Genomic DNA, 19663 nt, shown 5'->3' with positions numbered 1-19663 from the left:
GGAGGTACGGCCGCCTGCCCCAACGTGGATGAGGCCCGGCCTGGACTGCTACGGCCGCGTACGGTGCTGCTGCCTTCTCCCCGTTCTATTTGTGCCGCAGGGGAACGGACCGTCGACGACGCCGAAGCCCCCCTTGAGCAGAACACGGCGCCCGGCCTGCCGGTCCATGTGCGCAAGCAGATCGTCCACGACACGCATGTCGTGGACGATCTGCAACGGCACGGCACGGTGCACGTCGATGACCTCGCCCGCGTACCTGCCGGTGCTCGCGTCGTCTCCTCCGCCCACAGCGTCTATCCCCGAATACGCCCAGGGGATCAGCATCACGGAGTGAACGTCGTCAGCGGCACCTGCCGGCTGGTCACCAAGGCAAGCGCGCAAGCCCGCGGCTTCGCCGCCCGTGGTGAGACCACCCTGCTGACCGTCCACGCCGAGCACGAAGAGTTGGAAGGCACCTTCGGTGAAATCCCGCACAGCACGGGGCTGGGGGAACGCGTACCCTCATCGACCCACGCTGGGTACTCCCGGTATCCCAGGAACTCCTCCGACTGGCCGTGCGCCACCGCACCGTCATCACCCTCGAAGACAACACACGCCATGGAGGCATGGGCGCCGCCATCACCCGCGCTCTGAGCGACGCAGGCAGCAGGATTCCGGTCCGTACCCTCGGCGTGCCCGGCATGTTCATCCCCCAAGCACCCGCAGCAGCCTGTTCGCCCAGGCAGGCCTGGACTCGCACGGCATCGCCTGAGCAGTTCTTGGCGCTCGAACCAAACACCCTAACCAGCCAAGTACAGGAGGCATACGGTGACCCGGATCAATCTCGCACTGCCCGCCCGCGCTGACCAAAGGCGAAGACAAGTCTGTGCATGTGCCGTTGTTGATCCTGGGCCCCCTTCTCCAGGCTTCGCGAGCCCGTCCCAAGGACACGGGTGCCGCCTGATGCGGCACTCGGACGCCTGTGGGGACAGAACGACCCCAGAGCGGCCACGAAAGTGGACCTTCCCTTCCGCATCCATGGCGAGCATGTGCGCAACCCACTTCTTTCGTGCACACGCACACGGGCGGTCACGGTCACCCACACCGGTAAAAAGTTCGCGGACCTAGCTTGGGAACGACGCGGCGGTGCCATGTTTGTGGCAGTAACGGTGGCGCGCGTCGGCCCCTGCGGTCCGTAGACCACAGGGAGAGCTACCCACGGGTCACATCGACTTGGCCGGCTGCCGCCTGCAGGTCCTCACGGTGTTCCAGCGGGGATGCACGTGCTCTGGTAGCCAGAGCCGTCCTGTTCGCACCCGCCCTAGCGCTGGCCGCGCCGACAGCCGCAACTGCGGCAGAGCACGGAGATCCAGACGTTACCACCGCCTACCAATGCCACGATCTCGCAGTGAAAGGGGCCGAAGTCGTGGGGATGGGTTGCCGGGCGCCCAGCAGTTCCAAGGAGCAGGGTCCCATCGGCGGCATCTTCCTCATCACCTCACATCACGGCGAGGCATTCGTGTGCCAGATCCGGTACGCGGGCCTCCCGGACAAGGTCCATGGGTACACCTGCACGGATTGGCTACGAAAGTACTGAAGGCGCGTTTCGGCAGGTAGGCCAACAGTCTTGCTCATCTCCGTCGGCCTCGCGAGGTCTGCTCCATGCCCTGCCGGCCGACCCAGGAGGCTGCGCGCCAGCAGCCCTGTGTGCGCCGGCAGACCAAACACAATCGCGCGGGCTGGGCATAGCTGGCTTCCAGGCCGGTCTGTAAAGCGAGGCGGCCTTCGCATCAAGCGGCAACACACGTGACGGGTTCCCGCGAGAATTTTGACTCAACTGCCGCAACGATTGACGCAAGCACGACGAGCATGAGGGATCTCCAACACCACCCTTTCGCATCAGACGCGAGCGCACGGATGACACAGATGCGTGAACACGTTGAACGGTTGTGCGCTTGTGAATTCCCTGCTGGAGCGGTTTACCCGGCTCCAGGCACCTACTTCACACCAGCGACGGCAACTCTTCCTGCAGCTTCGTGGGGTAGCTCCATGAGTGACAGGGCAACTGCACGCGAGACGTTGCGCTGACCCGCCGCCCACGGATTCGTGGGAGTGATCGCCTGCGCCTCCGGAGCGACGCACCCAGCCTTTTTTCGTACGTTCAACGCGCTCACGTCCGGGGCACGTGGCCGCCGGTGCACGTTCTGGCCCTGGGGTAGACGCTTACTGCGTCCGCCTCCTGCTGCGGCCGGAGTGAGTATGGGCTTCTCGATTCGGACGGTGGCGCCTGCGGCCTCGTCGGCCCGAATTGCGCCTAGAGGCATCGCACCGTGCATGGCGTGGCGCCCCCGTCCCGCAACGTACTGGAGCGTCAAATGAATGAGGATCTGAAGAGCCGGGGGGCAGCTGTTGCCCCATGGGTAGGGGTGCCGAGCCCCGGTTCCCGCATCAGTGGACTGGGCGCTTACCGGCCCGCTGAGGTAGTGAACAACCAGAGTGCGTCCGCAGCGGCCGGAGTGAGTGCGCAGTGGATCTCAAGCCGGGTGGGTATCGAAGAACGCCGGCATGCCTCGGAGGCCGAGACTGTAGTGGCCATGGCCATCGCTGCGGGGAAGGAGGCATTGGCGGACTGCGGGGCCAGCACTGACGACATCGATGTGGTGATGCTGGCGACCTGTTCCATGCCCTCTCCTATGCCCAATGGGGCCGCGCAGGTCGCCGTCGGTATGGGGATTTCGGCTGTAGCCGGGTTCGATCTCAACGCCGCATGCTCAGGGTTTTGCCACGGGCTGGCAGTCGCCGACGGCTTGGTTCGGGCCGGGTCCGCGCGGGGAGTCCTGGTCATTGGCTCAGAGCGCATGACCGACTGGGTATCACCCGAGAACCGTGACACCGGCCCGATCTTCGCAGACGGGGCAGCAGCGGCACTGGTGGTCCCTTCTGCAGACACGTCGATCTTCCCTGTCGCGTGGGGAAGCGCCGGCGCACTGGCAGACCTGATTCAGATCCCGGGTCCGACAGGCCGGATGGAGATGGCCGGGCGCAAAGTCTTCCGTTGGGCCACCGCTGAGCTGACGGGTGTCATGCAGGCGGCTTGCGAGCGCGCGCGCCTGCGGCCGGCCGACCTACGGGCATTTGTCCCGCACCAGGCCAACCTACGTATCATCAACGCCCTGAGCCAGAGCCTGGACGCACCCAACGTGGTGACCGCCACCGACGTGATCAATGCTGGCAATACTTCGGCCGCCTCTGTCCCCCTCGCTCTGCACGCTCTGCGCCAGAGCGGCCAGGTGGACCGCGGTGATCCCGTCCTCCTCTTCGGGTTCGGCGCTGGTCTGTCCTATGCGGCACAAGTCGTTTTGTGCCCGTAGCCGAAACCGTATCGACTTCACAGCCCGATGAAAGGAGAGGCCCGTGCCCGCCAACCCCGACGCCCTGGTACAGGTTAAGAGCATCATCTCCCACCTCAGTGAGCGACCGGTCGAAGACATCAAGTCGGACGACAGGCTCCTGGAGGATCTCGGACTGGATTCCTTGACCATCACGGAGTTGGCCCAGCAACTCGAAAACGCTCTGGGCCATCCCATCGACGAAGACCTGCTCAACGTCGAGAACACCACAGTCGCCCGCTGCGCCGAAATAGCGCAGGACGCCTGACCCGCGCACGTGCAGGCGGGGCGCGCGAGGACTCCTCGGGTAGGGCCAGCGCAGGCACCTCCTACCTCCCCCTACGCGTCGTCGTGGCGCCGCCTGGCATAGGCCGTTCGCCGCCTGAGCTCCAACGAAAGGTCGACTATGTCCGCCGTACCCACCACCGGGCCGCAGCCCCGCGGACTCGGCGCGATTCTTACCTGCTCTGAGATCACCCTGAAGATTTTCTTGGCCACCAGGCCCGAGCGGGTCCATTGCCCGGCACCGCACCCAGCTCACCGACCGCACGTGACCACGCTCATGGACGGGGGTGGGAACGCCCATGGGACAGAACGCGGCTGACGCCGAACAGAGCGCCCACTTACGGAAAAGGATCCGATCCTGGCAGCGGGCTGCCCTGCCCGGATCCGGCACGGGGACGGCCCACGGGAAGGTCATTCTGCTCGGGGAACATGCCGTGGTCTACGGCGCGCCGGCCCTGGCTCTCCCAGTGCCAAGTTTGGGCTGCCGGGCCCGGGTCGCCTGTCGTTTTCCGGGCGAGGGCAGGGTGGTGGGTTTCCGCATGGTTCAGCTCCCTCCCGGTGTGCCGTCCGGCCCCTTCCTGCCACCACCACACATCACGGAGGGCCCCATTCCGGAGGGCCTGCACATGGTGGTGTCGGCGCTGCTGCGCCGGGCCGAGCTGCAGGTGCTGCCGGGCGTGGACATCCTGTTGGAAAGCGGGGTCCCGCCCGCTCGTGGACTCGGCTCCAGTGCCGCCTGCGCTCGCGCGGTGACCCACGCTCTCGATGATCTGCTGGGGTTGCAGTTGAGCTCCGAGGCGGTCTTCGAATGTGTGCAGTCGTCCGAGACGGCAGTGCACGGCCAGGCAAGCGGCATTGATGCTCTGGCCACCGGAAGTCGCCGGCCGGTACTGCTCGCCGGTGGGCACGTCAGTACCCCCGCGGTGGGTGCTGACGGTTGGATCGTCGTAGTGGACAGCGGCAGTGGAGCCTCCACGAAGGAGGCCGTCGCAATGCTGCGCGATTCCTTCGCGGCCCACCCCGGCAGCCGCGAGAGATTCCTCGACCACTCGACAGCGCTGACCCTCGCCGGCCTGCGGTCTATGGCAGGGGGTCGCCTTGCAGAGCTGGGGCGCCGGCTCACGGACTGTCACCAGCTCCTCGCCGGTCTCGGCCTCACCACGGAGCGGACCGACAGCCTCGTGGACGCCGCCCTTACCGGGGGCGCGCTGGGCGCGAAGATGAGTGGTGGAGGACTCGGCGGGTGCGTCATCGCCCTGGCAGCCACCGAACCGGAAGCGGACGCCCTGGCAGCCCTGCTTCTGCGAGAGCACGGTGTGCGCTGCTGGACCACGCGGCTGGTGAGGGAGGCGGAGCATGCCGGGACCTGACGTAGTCACCGCGGTGGCCTACCCCAACATCGCGCTGGTCAAGTACTGGGGCAAGCGGGATGAGCGCCTCGTCCTGCCGTGCGCGGACAGCCTGTCGATGACGCTCGATGTCTTCCCGACCACCACCCATGTCCAACTCACCCCGCACGCGCAGGACATCGTGATCGTTGACGGCGTCACGGCACAAGGGGAGATGGCGCGGCGCATCACCAGCTTTCTCGATCTTGTACGGAAGCGTGCGCGCAGCAAGCGGTGCGCCAGGGTGGAGACGCGGAACACCGTTCCCGTCGGGGCGGGTCTGGCTTCCTCCGCCAGCGGGTTTGCGGCCCTCGCCCTGGCCGCTGCCACCGCCTACGGGCTGCCGACCGAGCCAAAAGAGCTTTCCCGCCTGGCGCGCCGAGGATCCGGGTCTGCCGCCCGCTCGGTGTTCGGGGGTTTCGTCATCTGGCACGCCGGCTCACCCGATGCCCCAGATCCTGACCGCTCCTCCTACGCCGAGCCCCTCACCAGCGCGTGCACGGACCTTGCGCTGGTGGCCGTCCTGGTCGACACCGGGCCCAAGCCGATCCCCAGCCGCGAGGCCATGCGACGCACCGTGGCCACCTCTCCCCTCTTCCCTGACTGGCTCATGCAGACCCGTCACGACATGACGGTGATGCGCCGGGCACTGGCACAGGGCGATATCACCACTGTGGGGGAGATCGCAGAACGTAACGCCCTCGGCATGCACGAGACCATGGCGGGCGCCGTCCCGCCCGTGCGTTACCTGACCCCTGCCTCTCACCGGGTGCTTGAGGAGGTCTGCCGACTGCGCGATCAGGGGGTGGGGGCCTGGGCGACGGTGGATGCCGGGCCCAACATCAAGGTGCTGTGCAGCGGTGGCGATGCCGAACAGGTCGCGGTGCGACTGCGCGAACTGTCCCGCCGCCCGGCGGTGGTGGCGCGCAGTGGGCCCGGCGCGGCCCTGTATGGGACGCAACGGTGACGACGCGGCCGCCGGTTGCGTGCAGCGCGCCGGGCAAGCTTCTGGTCGCCGGTGAGTACGCCGTTCTCGAGCCGGGACAGCCCTCGATCGCGGTGTCCGTGGACCGGTTCGTCACGGTCGAGGTCGCGCCGTCTCCCGGTGGGCAGGTGGTATTCGACACCGACCTGCTGCCGCACGAGGTGCCGATGCTGCGTACCGCCACCGGTCTGCAGGCCAACCGTGCAGAGGACACCCGTCACCACAGCGGGGCTCTGGCGTATCTAATCTCTGCCGTCGAAGTCGTCGATCAGTTGCGCCTCCATCTGGGACAAGCGTCCCTTCCCTTGCGCCTGACCGTCCGCAGCACACTGCACGAACGGGGCACGAAGATCGGTCTGGGGTCGAGCGGAGCGGTAACGGTCGCAGCTATCGCCGCCCTGGCCGACTACCACTCGATTCCGATGTCGCCCGAGCTGCGGTTCCGGCTCGCCTTGCTGGCGAGCATCCGCGTGGATCCCAAGCCCTCCGGCGCTGACCTCGCGGCCAGTACCTGGGGCGGCTGGGTCCTTTACCGCGCCCCGGACCGCGACCGGCTGCTGTGCCGGCTAAGCAAGGAGGGCGTGGCACGCACGCTGCAGGCCCCGTGGCCTCGGCTGTCGATACGCCCGTTGCCGCCGCCGTCCACGCTACTGCTGTACGCAGGATGGAGCGGCATACCATCCTCCACCTCCGCACGTATCGGCAGGCTGTCGAGCACCGCGTGGTGGCACAGCGCAGCCCATAACCGGTTCTTGAAAGGCAGCGCGCGGTGTGTGACAGCTATGGCCGAGGCTCTCGAAAAGGACACCCCGAGCAAGGTACTCGCTGCCATCCGCAGCACACGCCGTCTCCTCGCCGCCCTCGACCAGGACACAGGACTTGGCGTCTTCACGCCCCAGCTGACGGCGCTGTACAGCGCCGCGGAGGCGTGCGGAGGCGCAGGCAAACCCTCAGGAGCGGGTGGCGGGGACTGCGGTATCGCCTTGCTCCCCAAGACCGCCGACATCCGCGCTCTGCACACGCAGTGGGCAGCAGCCGGTGTCACCGCCCTGCCGCTGCGCGTCACCGATCCTGTCCACACCGAGCACCGCCTTTTGCGGGCCGGACCGGATATCGCACAGAGGGGGTCGTTGCCCGCACCCTCGTCGCAGACCAAGGAGAGCTCTGATGACCGGATCGCGTAAGGATGACCACGTGCGGCTCGCCGTCGCCCAGCACGAGACCTCCGGGACGGCCCTTGGCAGAACGTCCTTGATGGCCAGCCAGTTCGACGAGGTGCACTTTGTCCACCACGCTCTGGCCGGCACCGACCGCGAGCGCGTCTCGCTGCGTACCCGGTTCGGTGGGCTGGACTGGCCTCTCCCCCTCTACATCAACGCGATGACCGGTGGCACGCCCAAGACTGGTGAGATCAACCAGGGCCTGGCGATCGCGGCCCGCGAGACCGGCATCCCCATCGCGTCCGGGTCGATGAGCCCCTACCTCAAGGATGCCTCAACCGCTGCGACCTTCACGCCGCTGCGCGAACTCAACCCCCACGGCTTTGTGATGGCGAACGTCAACACCAACGCCACCGTGGAACAGGCCCGTCGGGCCGTCACCCTCTTGAAGGCCGACGCACTGCAGATCCACCTCAACTCGGTGCAAGAAACCGTCATGCCTGAGGGAGACCGCTCCTTCGGTCACTGGCCTGCCGCAATCGAGAGCATCACCGCGGCCGTCGATGTTCCGGTGATCGTCAAAGAGGTCGGCTTCGGCCTCAGCGGCCAAACCGTCACCCAACTGGCGTCCCTGGGCGTCGATGTCGCGGACGTGGCCGGACGGGGAGGAACCAACTTCGCCCGAATCGAAAACGGACGCCGCCCCCACAGCGACTACTTTTACCTGGAGGACTGGGGCCTGAGCACCCCCGCAGCGCTCCTTGACGCACGCGGCCACGGATTGCCCTTACTGGCCTCCGGTGGCGTCCGCCACCCGCTCGACGTCGCCCGGGCTCTCGCCCTGGGAGCCCACGCCGCCGGTGTTTCCGGAATCTTCCTCACCACCCTGATCACCGGCGGAATCGACGCCCTCATCCAGCAGATCACCACATGGCTGGAGCACCTCACCTCCCTCATGACTCTTCTGGGAGCCCGCACCCCGGCCGCACTGACCGGCTGCGATGTGGTGATCACCGGCTCACTGCACCAGTTCTGTCACACCCACCACATCGGTCTCACCAAGTCCCAAGGAGAGCAACCGTGACCCTCCAGCCTCCACCGACCAAGCCACCCGCTCCTAGCGCGGTATCCGCAGCACGCGTCCCCCTGCGCTGGGTGGGCCCGCTGCGCGTCTCCGGCAACGCGGCCACCACCGAGACGGAGGTGCCCCTGGCCACCTACGAGAGTCCCCTGTGGCCGTCGGTGGCCCGTGGTGCACGCATCTCCATGACTGTCGAGGAAGGCATCAAGGCCACACTCGTCGACGAGCGAATGACCCGCTCCGTCCTCGTCGAAGCCGACAGTGCCGAAACTGCCTTCGCCGCGGCCCACGCCGTCCACAGCCGCCTCGAAGAACTGCGTGTGGTCACCCGTAGCACCAGCCGGTACGCCGAACTCCTCGGCGTGCGTGACGAAATCGCCGGTCCCCTGCTCTTTCTGCGCTTCGAGTTCAGCACAGGAGACGCCGCCGGACACAACATGGCCACCCTCGCTGCCGACGCCCTCCTCGGTCACCTCCTCGCTCACGTGCCCGGCATCCGCTACGGGTCCATCTCCGCCAACTACTGCACCGACAAGAAGGCCACCGCCATCAACGGCATTCTGGGCCGCGGAAGGAACGTGACCGCGGAAATCCTCATCCCCCAGCACACCGTCGCGCAGAGCCTGCACACCACGGCCGCGAAAATCGCTCGCCTCAACACACACAAGAACCTGGTCGGCACACTCCTCGCCGGAGGCATCCGCTCCGCCAACGCCCACTACGCGAACATGCTGCTCGCCTTCTACCTTGCCACCGGCCAGGACGCCGCCAACATCGTGGAAGGCTCCCAGGGCGTCACCTTCGCCGAAGACCGCGACGGCGACCTCTACTTCTCCTGCACCCTGCCCAATCTCATCGTCGGCACCATCGGCAACGGCAAAGCCCTCGACTTCGTCGAAGAGACGCTCAGGGCACTCGGCTGCCGCAAGGACCGCCCCGTGGGCCACAACGCACGCCGCCTCGCCGCCTTGGCCGCAGCCACTGTTCTCTGCGGCGAACTGTCCCTGCTCGCCGCCCAGACCAACCCGGGCGAACTCATGAGGGCCCATACCCGCTTCGAACGCGGCAACGGAGACCGTCATGCCTCCTGACCTCCCCGTAGGCATCCACGACCTGTCCTTCGCAACCAGCAGCCTCGTCCTCACCCACACTGAACTCAGCAAGCACACCGGCGCCAACGTGGCCAAGTACCACACCGGCATCGGCCAGAAGGCCATGAGCGTGCCCGCCGCCGACGAAGACATCGTCACCATGGCCGCCGACGCAGCCGCACCGGTCATCACACGACACGGCACCGGCCGCATCCGCACACTCCTGTTCGCCACCGAGACCTCCATCGACCAGTCCAAAGCGGCAGGCGTCTACCTCCACTCCCTCCTGCGCCTTCCCTCAGCCATCCGCGTCGTCGAGCTCAAACAGGCCTGCTATTCGGGCACCGCGGCCCTCCAGTTCGCGGCCGCACTCGTGGCACGCAACCCCGAGGAACAGGTGCTGGTTCTCGCCAGTGACATCGCCTCCTACGACCTCGACAGCCCAGGAGAAGCAACCCAGGGTGCCGCCGCCGTAGCCATGCTCGTGTCAGCCAAACCGGCCCTCGTCGAGCTGTGCCCTGCCACCGGGCTACACACCGACGACATCGCGGACTTCTGGCGCCCCAACTACCGTTCCACCGCGGTCGTCGACGGCAAGAAGTCCGCAGCCGCGTACCTGGCAGCCGTTGACGGCGCCTGGCGCGACTACCAGGCCCGGGGCGGACTCCCGCTGGAGCAGCTGCGCACCGTCTGCTACCACCAGCCCTTCACCCGCATGGCATTCAAAGCCCACCAGCAACTCACCAACGCAGCCGGCATCAAAAGCAGCAACAAAGCCATCGAAAGCACAATCGCACCCACCACTCGCTACAACGAAACCATCGGCAACAGCTACACCGCCTCCCTATACCTCGCCCTGGCCGCCGTGCTGGACGGAAACGACACACTCGGCGAAGAAACGATCGGCTTCTTCAGCTACGGCTCGGGAAGTGTCGCTGAATTCTTCGCCGGCCGCGTCGTCCCCGGCTACGGCGACCGGCTCCGCACGCGCGCCCACCGCGAGACGATAGCCCGGCGCCGCCCCATCGACTACGCCGCCTACCTCAAGCTCCGCGAACATCCGCTCCCCCACGACGGGGGCATGCACCTGATTCCTCGGCAGACCCAGGGCAATTTCCGCCTTTGCGGAATCAGCAACCACCAGCGACTCTATGAGGTAGTCGGACCTCTCTCGGCGTGAAACGGGGAACAAGTAATGTTCCGGAACCCCGGATAACACGGTCAAAAACTAAGCCACCTACTGACGTTGCACTCGCGTTGCCGTAGGGGATGACGGTTGATCGTCCGCTGCGGTATCACCGTGGCATGCGGTATTCACAAGGGAGCGGGCTGACCGCCGAGCGGCAGCAGTTCCGCTAGGGGCTACGGCTCCAGGCGCGGCCCAACGATTCTTCCTGGCAGGCGAGCGTGGCGGCCGCCAAGAACCTGTGGGCCGCCATTCGGTGCGCACTGGTGACGGCGGACGTGCAAGAGAGCGGCGTGCTCTGCGGTCACAAGGACCGGTGTCGCTGCGGAGGCCGAGCCAGAAGTAGTTCGCGACATCTGTAGGTGGAGCTGGCCAAGGGGCCGGCCGCGCATGCGGCTGGGAGTATCAGCGCTGGAGGCTCGTGTCACCAAGATGATCGCCCGCAGCGGCTCGGTCGGCTTCTCCGCAGACGGCAAGGTCGTGTGGGCCCACGTCCACGGCCCTCTGGCGCACGAGGCCCCGGACGGTGGCCGCGGGGAGGAATGGCTGGTGATCAACGCCGTGGACAGCACGCTGCTGGCACGTGCCGTGACGGGGACGGCGGCGGGTTCCGTCCACGTTCCGCATCCGACCGGCCAGATGGGTCTGACCATCGGCGAAGGTCAGAATGGCTCCCCCTTGAGATGGGGGCGTTGGGACGGTTACGCCCTCGTGGTGGGCAGCTTCGGCGACGAGGATTGTGTCCTGCCGGCGGTGAGCCCTACCGGAGACCGCCTGCTCACCGTCACCCATGACCAGGACGTTCTCGCCGCTCATGAGGTCACTCGGCTCGGCAGTAGCCGAGGCTTCCTCGACGAGAACACCCTTGTCGTCGGGCCGTCGACAGCGACGAGGAATTCGGCACGGGTCGGCACTGGCTCGTCGACACGGCCCGCATGCGACTGATCGACCAGATTGCCTGCCCCTTCGAGGTGTGAGTCGGCTCTGATGCTGATCTTGTGACGGCCACAGCTGGCAGACATTAGCGATGCCCAGTCATGGTCGAGGATGATGCGGGGATGACTGATCAAGGCTCCGCCGCAATTCCGGCGCTGCTATTGTGCAGCGCGGAGTGAGGTCCGTTTGATCGGGCCCGCACCGGCTCCGGTCACAGAGCGGCTGGTGGGATCACCCCGGGGCACGGACGAAAGGCCGTTGCCGATCCATATTGCAGTCCGCCTTGGAGGAGAGGCCCTGTACCTTGGCACTGCCAAGGTGAGCCAGACTGGCACATCCGACGGCGTTCTCACAGACTGCGAACTGCGCTTCGAAGCACCCTTGAGTCGACAACTCCTCAACCGCGTACGCCCACCGCTTCCCGCCGTGGACTTGCCGGGCCTGGGGTGGCTCGGGAACGTGAACGGTGACCGTTCGATAGCGCTGGAACAGTTCATCACCGGCTGGTATCCAGACGCAGACGCCACCGAACCATCTGCCACCTGCTCTCCGTCGTATCTGCGGTGGACTGAGGCAGTTGTGCCGGTTCGGGAAGCAGCGGCCGGGTACCCTCGGAACCCAAAACAGCATCCTGCCCGAGTCAGACCTGCACACCGGCCATCTGGGGGAGATGCTTGTCTTCGGCGTCGAGAGCCAAGGAGACTTCTAATATCCATGTCCCTCGGCGTTGCGAAGGGCGCGGTCGGGCATGCGGTTCGCGAAGCCCAGCACCGCTTTGGCGATGGTGAAGAAGGACCGGTGGTCGGTCAGATCGAGGTGCGACTTCCATTCCAGCCATCCGACCTCGTCAGCGGCGCCGGCCCTGTACGCGGCGGTGGTGAGGGCTGCTTTTGGTCGAGACGCACGGCTGCCGTGGTCTGGTCATAATCAAGGGCCATTCGTGGCTGCACCACCCCTTCGCCGGTGGAACCAGAATGCCGGGTCGCGGGCGGCCATGGGGTCTGGAAGGCAAGGTGCCGGCATTTCCGCGGTAGTGGGGTTACCCAGACCTCCTCCCACCGATCCGGCCGAGGACCCTATCAAAGGCCCCCGTGACGGGTGCTGCCCTCTACTTGCGGCGGCAGGCAGTGGCAGTGGCCCCTTCCCGCGCCTGACCGACGGCTGACCCCATCGGTTTGGGGTGCAAGGCACATGCGAGGCTGTTCGCTCTGTTGCGGAAGTGGTGTTCGAGAGAGCGGGGGAGCGTATGCGGGATTGGGCATCGCGGCACCGTAAGTTGTGTGGAGCTTGGCCTGTGCGGGGCTCGTACTGGTCGCCGTCGGGTTCTCGGTTCGGGCGCCGGTGAAGGACTGGTGGCTGGCACGTGAGGCGTGCGGGGGCGCGCTGCCCAGTGGTGACCTGAAGAGGCTACGGGCGGACGGGCGGCTCGGTTTACAACGGGAGTCCTTCGACGAGGACCTCGGCGAGTACCACTGCGTGCTGACGGACGACGCGGACAAGGTCGTGATCGCGGTGGACGCCTATCCGCCCGGAGCGGCCCGCGACGAGGAGTTGCGGTTCGTCGGGGACTACTATCCGCCGCACGCTGTGTTGCCGGGCGGTCTGCCCGGATTCGAAGACCAGCACAGTCGGGTCTTCCTCATGCCCGAGTGCCCGGACGGCGTCAAGGACCCGCGCGGGGAAGACCATCGGCTGCTCGTGACGACATGGACCTACTTCGCGGAGAGCCGCGAGGAGGAGGCCGTCATGCTGCGGCTCGCGGTGCGGATGACGAACGAAGTGACCGCGAAGCTCGGTTGTGGTGGCGAGCCGCTGCCCGAACCGAAGGATGGTGCAGTCCCGGACACCGGCAGGTTCGTGCCCCGCGCGGAGGCGACGGGCACAGCCTGCCATGCGCTTTTGCCACCACGCGCGTCCCGGTGGAAGGACGCGACGGGGAGGTGCGCATCGCCATCGCGGAGGGCGGGATCGTCGGACGGTGCACCCTGCACGCGCCGAAGGAAGAGGACTCGTACCGCGGTGACCGGCGGGGCCGACCGCTCGTCGAACTCACCATGTGGCGCGGTGACTGGGGCACGAACATACGCGAGATGGGCTCCGGCCCCGACCCGCTGCCGATGGGCGACGCACCTGGAAGCCCGCACTGACCGAGCACAGAGCCTGGGCCGTCGCCCAGTGTGACGGCGAGAGCATCGGCTTCGCCGCGCACTGGGGCTACGGCAACCGCTCCCGCGAGGAGCGCGAGAAGGACCAGGTATACGAGCCTCCGACCGAGGCGATGCGACATGAGCGGCGTGTGCGGCTACGCGAGTACGTAGCCGCGTTCGCAAAGGACCAGGTCCGGCGTGGGCACTGCTCCGGGTTGGAACTGCCTGCGAGTCCGTGAGGCCCGTGCTTGTACTCGCCGGTAATGCGAGGCGTCGCGGTGGCCGACCCTCAGCGGAGGAGCGCAGTGCAACATGTGCACCCCTACCTCGTGCCGGCGCTCCAGGTGCGGCTACAGGCGACGCCGGATACGTCGCGGTGTGGCCCTCGTCGGCCTGCTTCCGGCGTCGCTGTTCGCCGGGCTGCCGGACCGGCACCGGGACCACAGGCGGGGCCTCCTGCCCCCTCCGCCTGGCGTCCAGATCGCAGATGGGGCGGAGCAAGCTGTTCCGTCCAGCGTTCCGGCGGGTAGGTTGGTGGATAGGTCCCCTTGGGGAGGCTGATTCGATGCCGTGGTTCGTATGGCTGCTCGCCGCCGCGGCGCTCGGTGTCGCGGAGTTCTTCACCCTGACGCTGGTTTTCGGGTTGCTGGCGGGCGCTGCGCTAGTTGCCGCTGTGGTCGCCGGCGTGGGCATCGGCCTTTTTGGCCAGCTCGTGGCCTTCGGGGTGACTGCGGCAGCGGGCCTCGTCCTCGTCCGTCCTGTCGCGCAGCGGCATATGGCACAGGCACCCCTCATCCGTGAGGGCAGCGATGCGCTGATCGGCAAGCGGGCCGAGGTCATGCAAGAGGTCACCGCGACCCGCGGCCTGATCAAGGTATCCGGCGAAGAATGGTCCGCCCGTGCCCTCGACGAGAGCCATGTGATCCCGGTAGGAGCGCTGGTGGATGTCATGGAGATCGAAGGCGTGACGGCTGTCGTCTACCCCCGTGAACTCCTTCCGTGAACGGCTGAACACATCCCAGCGGAGGAATTGTGGATCCGGTTGTCATCCCGATTCTTGTGGCGGCGATTGTTGTCGTCTTCCTCGTGGCCTCCACGGTGCGGATCGTTCCGCAGGCGCGGCGCTACAACATCGAGCGGTTCGGCCGGTATCGCCGGACGTTGCAACCCGGCCTGAACTTCGTCGTGCCGGTGGCGGACCGTGTCAACACCAAACTCGACGTGCGCGAGCAGGTGTATTCGTCCCAGCCCAAGCCGGTGATCACCGAGGACAACCTCGTGGTGAACATCGACACGGTGCTCTACTACCAGATCACCGATCCGCGGGCGGCGGCCTACGAGGTCGCTGACTACCTGCAGGCGATCGATCAGCTCACCGTGACCACGCTGCGGAACGTCATCGGCTCCATGGACCTGGAAGAGACGCTCACCTCACGTGAGGAGATCAACGCCCGGCTCCGCACCGTCCTCGACGACGCCACCGGCAAGTGGGGTATCCGGGTCAACCGCGTCGAGATCAAGGCCATCGATCCACCGCACACCATCAAAGAGGCGATGGAGAAGCAGATGCGGGCCGAGCGTGACAAGCGGGCGGCCATCCTGCACGCCGAAGGGGAGCGGCAGGCCAAGATCCTCACCGCGGAAGGCACGAAGCAGAAGGACATCCTGGAAGCACAGGGCGCGCAACAAGCCATGATCTTGCGGGCGGACGGCGAGGCGAAGGCGGTGGAGCGCGTCTTCCAGGCCGTCCATCGCAACAATGCCGACCCGAAGATCCTGGCCTACAAATACCTCGAGACGCTCCCTCATCTGGCGAAGAGCGACAACAACACGTTCTGGGTGATCCCGGGCGAGCTGACCGAGGCAGTTCGCGCCGTCACCCACGCATTCGGCGATCAGTCGACGATGGGGCTTCCCGCATCCGCGCAACCGGAGAAAGCAACCACGACCGATGTCGACGACGCGTCGGACGAAGGCGGGGCTCCGGAGCTTGAGCCAGGATCGCCGCTTTCGCTCGACGCTGCCGCAGCTGCCGATGAGGTTGCGAAGCAGGCCGCTGCCGTAGTGAGCGACGCGAAGGCCGAGGCCGAGGCCGCGAGGACACCCCAGGTGCCGGGCCGGGGGCAGAGGTCCGGCAATTGAGCGACGACAGCGAGGGCCGGGATCGTCAGTGTCGTCGAGCACATGTCGGGCCGCAGCAAGGTTTCTGATCGCGGGTTGCGGCGGCCGTGGGGGCAAGCCAGGGTGCCTACGCTCCGGCCGCGTAAGGGTGACCGCGCGTCTGAGCTGCAGGGTGCTGGGATAGAGCTCCCCTCCTGGGATCACTGAGCACGTGCGGATCAAACCGGGCATCCCGGCATCCGACTGACCACCGCCGGGGCCGGCACACACGTTGTCGGCTCCCGGCCACCCGGAAGGACACGCGTGGCGCTCCCGCCTCTCATTGCCGGTGTCTGGTACCTCGGGCTGTCTTCCTTCCTTGTCACACGTAGCGACACGGTTCCCCTCGGCGTACCGGTGTTCGCTCTCACGGGAGTAGTTCTGGTGATCGCGGGGATGCGCATGTCGACAGGCCGACCGTGGACGGTGAGCGCCGCACGGTGGGCCTCGTCAGTGGCTTTCTCCGTGGCCCTGGTGCCCGTGGTACTCCTGCCGGCCGTAAGCGTCTATTCGGGAGACGCCGTGCGCTTGGAGATGGCCTTCGCCGATGGTTTCGTCGCCCAGGCCGTGGTCGGAGCCGTCCCGGCCGTAGCCGTCCTCCTGCTCACCCGTGAGCGATCCAGGCCCACCGCTGACTGAGTTACGCGCCTCTCCACGGCGGCCGGCCCCGTTACGGCCATCGCTCCTGACTGCCGCCCAGACCGCCAGAGTGACGGTGGTCACTGACGCCCTTGGAGGGGTGCTGCGTAGGCTTGTGCCGTCGTCGCGGTGGGGTCCGGGAGAGCGGGCGAAGCCCTCCTCCAGTCGCCTGATGATGCGTCAGAAAAGTTGGCAAGTGGTCAGCATGAGTCCTGAAAAACCTGGAGAATGCTGCCCGCACATGCGACTCGTTGTAGGGTAGGAAAACCGCACTTGACCTGCAAAAACGCAGGCAGGGAGCCCATGTCCAGGAGTACCTCGATGATGCGCACCATGTTCAAGTCCAAGATCCATAGGGCCACCGTCACGCAGGCGGATCTCCATTACGTCGGCTCGGTCACGGTTGACGCCGACCTCATGGAGGCCGCCGATCTGCTGCCCGGTGAGCTGGTGCACATCGTTGACATCGACAACGGTGCCCGGCTGGAGACGTACGTCATCGAGGGCGAGCGCGGCTCGGGTGTCATCGGGATCAATGGCGCGGCCGCCCACCTCGTACACCCCGGGGATCTGGTGATTCTGATCAGCTACGCGCAGGTCGACGACGCCGAGGCCCGCTCGCTGGTGCCGCGTGTCGTCCATGTCGACGCGGCCAACCGGATCGTGGAGCTCGGCTCCGACGCGTCCGCGCCGGTGCCGGGCAGCGACACCGCGCGCAGCCCGCACGCCGTTCCGGCGCCGCGCGGCTGACCTCCCCGGCGTACCCCCGATGAGTGAGCCCGCCGTGCACGGGAAGGCGGAGCGGGAGAACGTGGAACACGCAACGCCCGACCACCCAGGGGAGCGCGCCATGACCAGCCCGAACCCGTACCCCGACCCCGTGCCGCCCGCGCCGACACCGCCGCCCGGACCGCCGGACCCGGTGCCGCCGACGCCCGTACCGCAGCCGGGCCCGCCGGGCCCCGAGCCGGGCCCCGCGCCCGGTCCCGTACCGACGCCGCCACCGCACCCCGGGCCGCCGCCTCCCGGCCCGGCTCCGGACCCGGTTCCCAAGCCGCCCGGCCCCGACCCGGTACCCGGACCGGAACCGGAGCCCGGCCCCGCCAGCTGAAGCCCGGCGCCAGGGGACCAGGGGCTCTGTCCGCCTCCACCTCCGAGCGGTCCCCGCCCCAGAGGGTGTGGAAGGCCCCCTCCCGGTCGGTCCGCCGGTAGGTGTGCGCCCCGAAGAAGTCCCGCTGCCCTTGCGTCAGGGCAGCGGGCAGCCGGGGTGTGCGCAGCGCGTCGTCGTGGGCGAGCGCCGCCGAGAACCCCGGCGTCGGCACGCCCCGCCGCGCCGCGGCCGCCGCCACCTCGCGCCAGCCGTCCTGGGCCGCACCGGCCTCCTCCGCGAACCGCTCGTCGGCCGGCAGGCTCACCAGCCCGGGCCGCGCCTCGTACGCGCCCCGGACCGGTCCAGGAACGCCGCCCGGACGATGCGGCCGGCCCGCCGCAGCGCCGTCACCGCGCCCAGGTCCACATCCCACCCGTACGCCTCGCCGCCCGCCCTCTTCGACGCGTACAGCGTCTGCTCCACGCGCTCCGCGAACCGGGCCGCCTCCTTCTCGCCCAGCGGCTCCGCCACCGGCCCCGGCAGCGTCCGCGCGACGCCTGACGTCGCCCGGCTCCAGCAGCGGCCCGAACTCCTGGATCACCGCGTCCGTCGGCTCCGCCCGCCTTCACCATGACGGCCGGCCGGCGCGGGCGCTCCAGCGCCGCGACGAACTCCTCGGCGGTCCTGGCGGCCACGGACGTGAGCCCCGTGCATTCGTAGCCGGCAGCGGGGTGCCTTCCCGTGACCCGTAGGGATACGCGCCGTGGGAGCGGGCTGTTCACCGCTCATCTGGCCGGCCGCTGTCGCGGGCACCGGCGCGCTGCGCCAAAAGGCGGCGCGCGACGGGCACTTGGCGACGAGCACGCCCCCTTGTCAGGCCCGTTCCCAGCCTCTAATTTGGGCGGGCTTCTGACCTGTGCAAGGGGGGACCACCCATGGCCGTACGCGGACGACACCGGCGGTATCAGCCGAGCCGTATCAACCGGGCATCGCTCACCGTCACCGCGAGCGGTGCCGGGATGGCTCTGCCGCTGATAGGGGCGGGTTCGGCGCACGCGGCGTCGGTGGACGTGTGGGAGAAGGTCGCCGCCTGCGAGTCCACCAACGACTGGCAGGTCAACACGGGCAACGGCTACTACGGCGGCCTCCAGTTCAGCCAGTCAACCTGGGAGGCGTACGGCGGCACGCGCTACGCGCCGCGGGCCGACCTCGCCACCAGGGACCAGCAGATCGCGATCGCCGAGAAGGTGCTCAAGGGGCAAGGCCCGAGCGCCTGGCCGACCTGCTCGGTGAAGGCGGGGCTCGCCCGTGGCGGCGACGCGCCCGACATTGCACCCCAGGGGCAGCCCACGACCACCGTGTCACCCCGCAAGGCCTCGGCCCCGGCCGCGACGCCCACCACCGTGCCCACGGTGCGCGAGAGTTACACGGTGGCGCGCGGCGACTCGCTGTCCCGTATCGCCGACGAAGAGAAGGTCAAGGGCGGCTGGGAGCGCCTGTACGCCGCCAACCGCACGGTCATCGGCAGTGACCCCGACCTGATCTTCCCGGGGCAGAGACTCACCCTGCGTACGACGACGGCGCCCCCCGCGGCCAAGCCGCCCACGGCCGCCCCGGCCCCGGCCAAGCCGCCCACCGCGCCGCCCAAGCCCGCCGCCCCACCGCGCACCGCCGGATTCAGCGCGCCCGTCGACGCCGGACCCAGCACCGCGTACCGCAAGGCCGGCTCCGGCTGGTCCAGCGGCTACCACACCGGCGTGGACTTCCCGGTCCCCACCGGCACCGCGGTGAAGGCCGTGGCCTCCGGCCGCGTCGTCTCCGCCGGGTGGGGCGGCGCGTACGGCTACCAGGTCGTCATCCGCCACCACGACGGCAGGTACAGCCAGTACGCGCACCTCTCCGCGCTCACCGTACGGGAAGGCCAGCAGGTCAACAGCGGCCAGCGGATCGCCCGTTCCGGTTCGACCGGCAACAGCACCGGACCGCATCTCCACTTCGAGGTCCGTACGGGACCGGGATACGGCTCCGACATCGACCCCCTCGCCTACCTCCGGGCGGGCGGCGTCCGGGTGTGACGGTACGGCCCTGAGCAGCCTCAGGGCCACACCGGATGAGGGCCACACCGGATCAGGGCCACACCGGATGAG

At 67.9% G+C, this 19663-nt stretch carries 16 protein-coding genes and 1 pseudogene; 16 read left to right on the top strand and 1 reads right to left on the bottom strand.

Going from position 1 to position 19663, the window contains the following annotated elements; genetic code table 11:
* Positions 1-63 precede the first annotated feature (63 nt).
* The 15 genes from QWM81_RS12700 (at position 64) to panD (ending at position 17176) form a co-directional block, all read left to right on the top strand.
* Positions 64-633, top strand: coding sequence for a hypothetical protein (locus tag QWM81_RS12700; protein ID WP_290111937.1), 570 nt, complete (start codon positions 64-66; stop codon positions 631-633).
* The gene (locus QWM81_RS29100; protein ID WP_353938291.1) at positions 555-845 is read left to right on the top strand and encodes a transketolase C-terminal domain-containing protein; all 291 of its coding nucleotides are present in this window, start codon (positions 555-557) and stop codon (positions 843-845) included. Before QWM81_RS12700 ends, QWM81_RS29100 begins: the two co-directional genes overlap by 79 nt.
* A gap of 1509 nt (positions 846-2354) precedes the next feature.
* The gene (locus QWM81_RS12695) at positions 2355-3350 is read left to right on the top strand and encodes a beta-ketoacyl-ACP synthase 3 (protein ID WP_290111936.1); all 996 of its coding nucleotides are present in this window, start codon (positions 2355-2357) and stop codon (positions 3348-3350) included.
* 43 nt (positions 3351-3393) lie between these two features.
* A complete protein-coding gene (locus tag QWM81_RS12690; RefSeq protein ID WP_290111935.1) occupies positions 3394-3636 on the top strand; it encodes an acyl carrier protein in 243 nt (80 codons plus the stop codon).
* 316 nt (positions 3637-3952) lie between these two features.
* Positions 3953-5023 (top strand): mevalonate kinase, encoded by a 1071-nt coding sequence (gene mvk / locus QWM81_RS12685; protein ID WP_290111934.1) that lies wholly within the window; start codon positions 3953-3955, stop codon positions 5021-5023.
* Positions 5010-6008, top strand: a complete 999-nt coding sequence (gene mvaD / locus QWM81_RS12680) for a diphosphomevalonate decarboxylase (RefSeq protein ID WP_290111933.1) — start codon at positions 5010-5012, stop codon at positions 6006-6008. Before mvk ends, mvaD begins: the two co-directional genes overlap by 14 nt.
* The gene (locus QWM81_RS12675) at positions 6005-7210 is read left to right on the top strand and encodes a phosphomevalonate kinase (RefSeq protein ID WP_290111932.1); all 1206 of its coding nucleotides are present in this window, start codon (positions 6005-6007) and stop codon (positions 7208-7210) included. Before mvaD ends, QWM81_RS12675 begins: the two co-directional genes overlap by 4 nt.
* The gene (gene fni / locus QWM81_RS12670; protein ID WP_290111931.1) at positions 7194-8270 is read left to right on the top strand and encodes a type 2 isopentenyl-diphosphate Delta-isomerase; all 1077 of its coding nucleotides are present in this window, start codon (positions 7194-7196) and stop codon (positions 8268-8270) included. Before QWM81_RS12675 ends, fni begins: the two co-directional genes overlap by 17 nt.
* Entirely contained in the window at positions 8267-9358 is a 1092-nt protein-coding gene (locus tag QWM81_RS12665) for a hydroxymethylglutaryl-coenzyme A reductase family protein (RefSeq protein WP_290111930.1), read from the top strand. The genes fni and QWM81_RS12665 overlap by 4 nt, the downstream gene beginning before the upstream one ends.
* Positions 9348-10538 carry a hydroxymethylglutaryl-CoA synthase gene (locus tag QWM81_RS12660; protein ID WP_290111929.1) on the top strand — a complete coding sequence of 397 codons (1191 nt, stop codon included), beginning with the start codon at positions 9348-9350 and terminating at the stop codon, positions 10536-10538. The genes QWM81_RS12665 and QWM81_RS12660 overlap by 11 nt, the downstream gene beginning before the upstream one ends.
* Positions 10539-10934: 396 nt before the next feature.
* Entirely contained in the window at positions 10935-11489 is a 555-nt protein-coding gene (locus QWM81_RS12655; RefSeq protein ID WP_290111928.1) for a hypothetical protein, read from the top strand.
* 1910 nt (positions 11490-13399) lie between these two features.
* Positions 13400-13627 carry a hypothetical protein gene (locus QWM81_RS12650; RefSeq protein WP_290111927.1) on the top strand — a complete coding sequence of 76 codons (228 nt, stop codon included), beginning with the start codon at positions 13400-13402 and terminating at the stop codon, positions 13625-13627.
* Positions 13628-14192: 565 nt separating this feature from the next.
* Positions 14193-14630 (top strand): NfeD family protein, encoded by a 438-nt coding sequence (locus tag QWM81_RS12645; protein ID WP_290111926.1) that lies wholly within the window; start codon positions 14193-14195, stop codon positions 14628-14630.
* Between the two features lie 29 nt (positions 14631-14659).
* Positions 14660-15769 (top strand): SPFH domain-containing protein, encoded by a 1110-nt coding sequence (locus tag QWM81_RS12640; RefSeq protein ID WP_290111925.1) that lies wholly within the window; start codon positions 14660-14662, stop codon positions 15767-15769.
* A 978-nt stretch (positions 15770-16747) separates the two neighbouring features.
* The gene (gene panD / locus QWM81_RS12635) at positions 16748-17176 is read left to right on the top strand and encodes an aspartate 1-decarboxylase (RefSeq protein ID WP_290112007.1); all 429 of its coding nucleotides are present in this window, start codon (positions 16748-16750) and stop codon (positions 17174-17176) included.
* A 392-nt stretch (positions 17177-17568) separates the two neighbouring features.
* On the opposite strand, the pseudogene QWM81_RS12630 reads toward panD, so the two are convergent.
* Positions 17569-18068 (bottom strand): annotated as a pseudogene (locus QWM81_RS12630) (NADP-dependent phosphogluconate dehydrogenase); the annotation flags it as partial.
* 383 nt (positions 18069-18451) lie between these two features.
* Between QWM81_RS12630 and QWM81_RS12625 the strand changes: the two are divergent.
* Positions 18452-19591 (top strand): transglycosylase family protein, encoded by a 1140-nt coding sequence (locus QWM81_RS12625; protein WP_290111924.1) that lies wholly within the window; start codon positions 18452-18454, stop codon positions 19589-19591.
* Positions 19592-19663: the final 72 nt, after the last annotated feature.

This window comes from Streptomyces ficellus (genome assembly GCF_030406405.1).
GTDB classification, from domain to species: domain Bacteria; phylum Actinomycetota; class Actinomycetes; order Streptomycetales; family Streptomycetaceae; genus Streptomyces; species Streptomyces ficellus_B.
This window is presented reverse-complemented; position numbering and strand designations above follow the sequence as displayed.

Excerpts from the sequence above, each read along its gene's own strand:
- QWM81_RS12695 (WP_290111936.1), top strand. The coding sequence starts at position 2,355 with ATGAATGAGGATCTGAAGAGCCGGGGGGCAGCTGTTGCCCCATGGGTA.
- mvk (WP_290111934.1), top strand. The coding sequence starts at position 3,953 with ATGGGACAGAACGCGGCTGACGCCGAACAGAGCGCCCACTTACGGAAA.
- mvaD (WP_290111933.1), top strand. The coding sequence starts at position 5,010 with ATGCCGGGACCTGACGTAGTCACCGCGGTGGCCTACCCCAACATCGCG.
- fni (WP_290111931.1), top strand. The coding sequence starts at position 7,194 with ATGACCGGATCGCGTAAGGATGACCACGTGCGGCTCGCCGTCGCCCAG.
- QWM81_RS12660 (WP_290111929.1), top strand. The coding sequence starts at position 9,348 with ATGCCTCCTGACCTCCCCGTAGGCATCCACGACCTGTCCTTCGCAACC.
- QWM81_RS12655 (WP_290111928.1), top strand. The coding sequence starts at position 10,935 with ATGCGGCTGGGAGTATCAGCGCTGGAGGCTCGTGTCACCAAGATGATC.
- QWM81_RS12645 (WP_290111926.1), top strand. The coding sequence starts at position 14,193 with ATGCCGTGGTTCGTATGGCTGCTCGCCGCCGCGGCGCTCGGTGTCGCG.
- panD (WP_290112007.1), top strand. The coding sequence starts at position 16,748 with ATGATGCGCACCATGTTCAAGTCCAAGATCCATAGGGCCACCGTCACG.
- QWM81_RS12625 (WP_290111924.1), top strand. The coding sequence starts at position 18,452 with ATGGCCGTACGCGGACGACACCGGCGGTATCAGCCGAGCCGTATCAAC.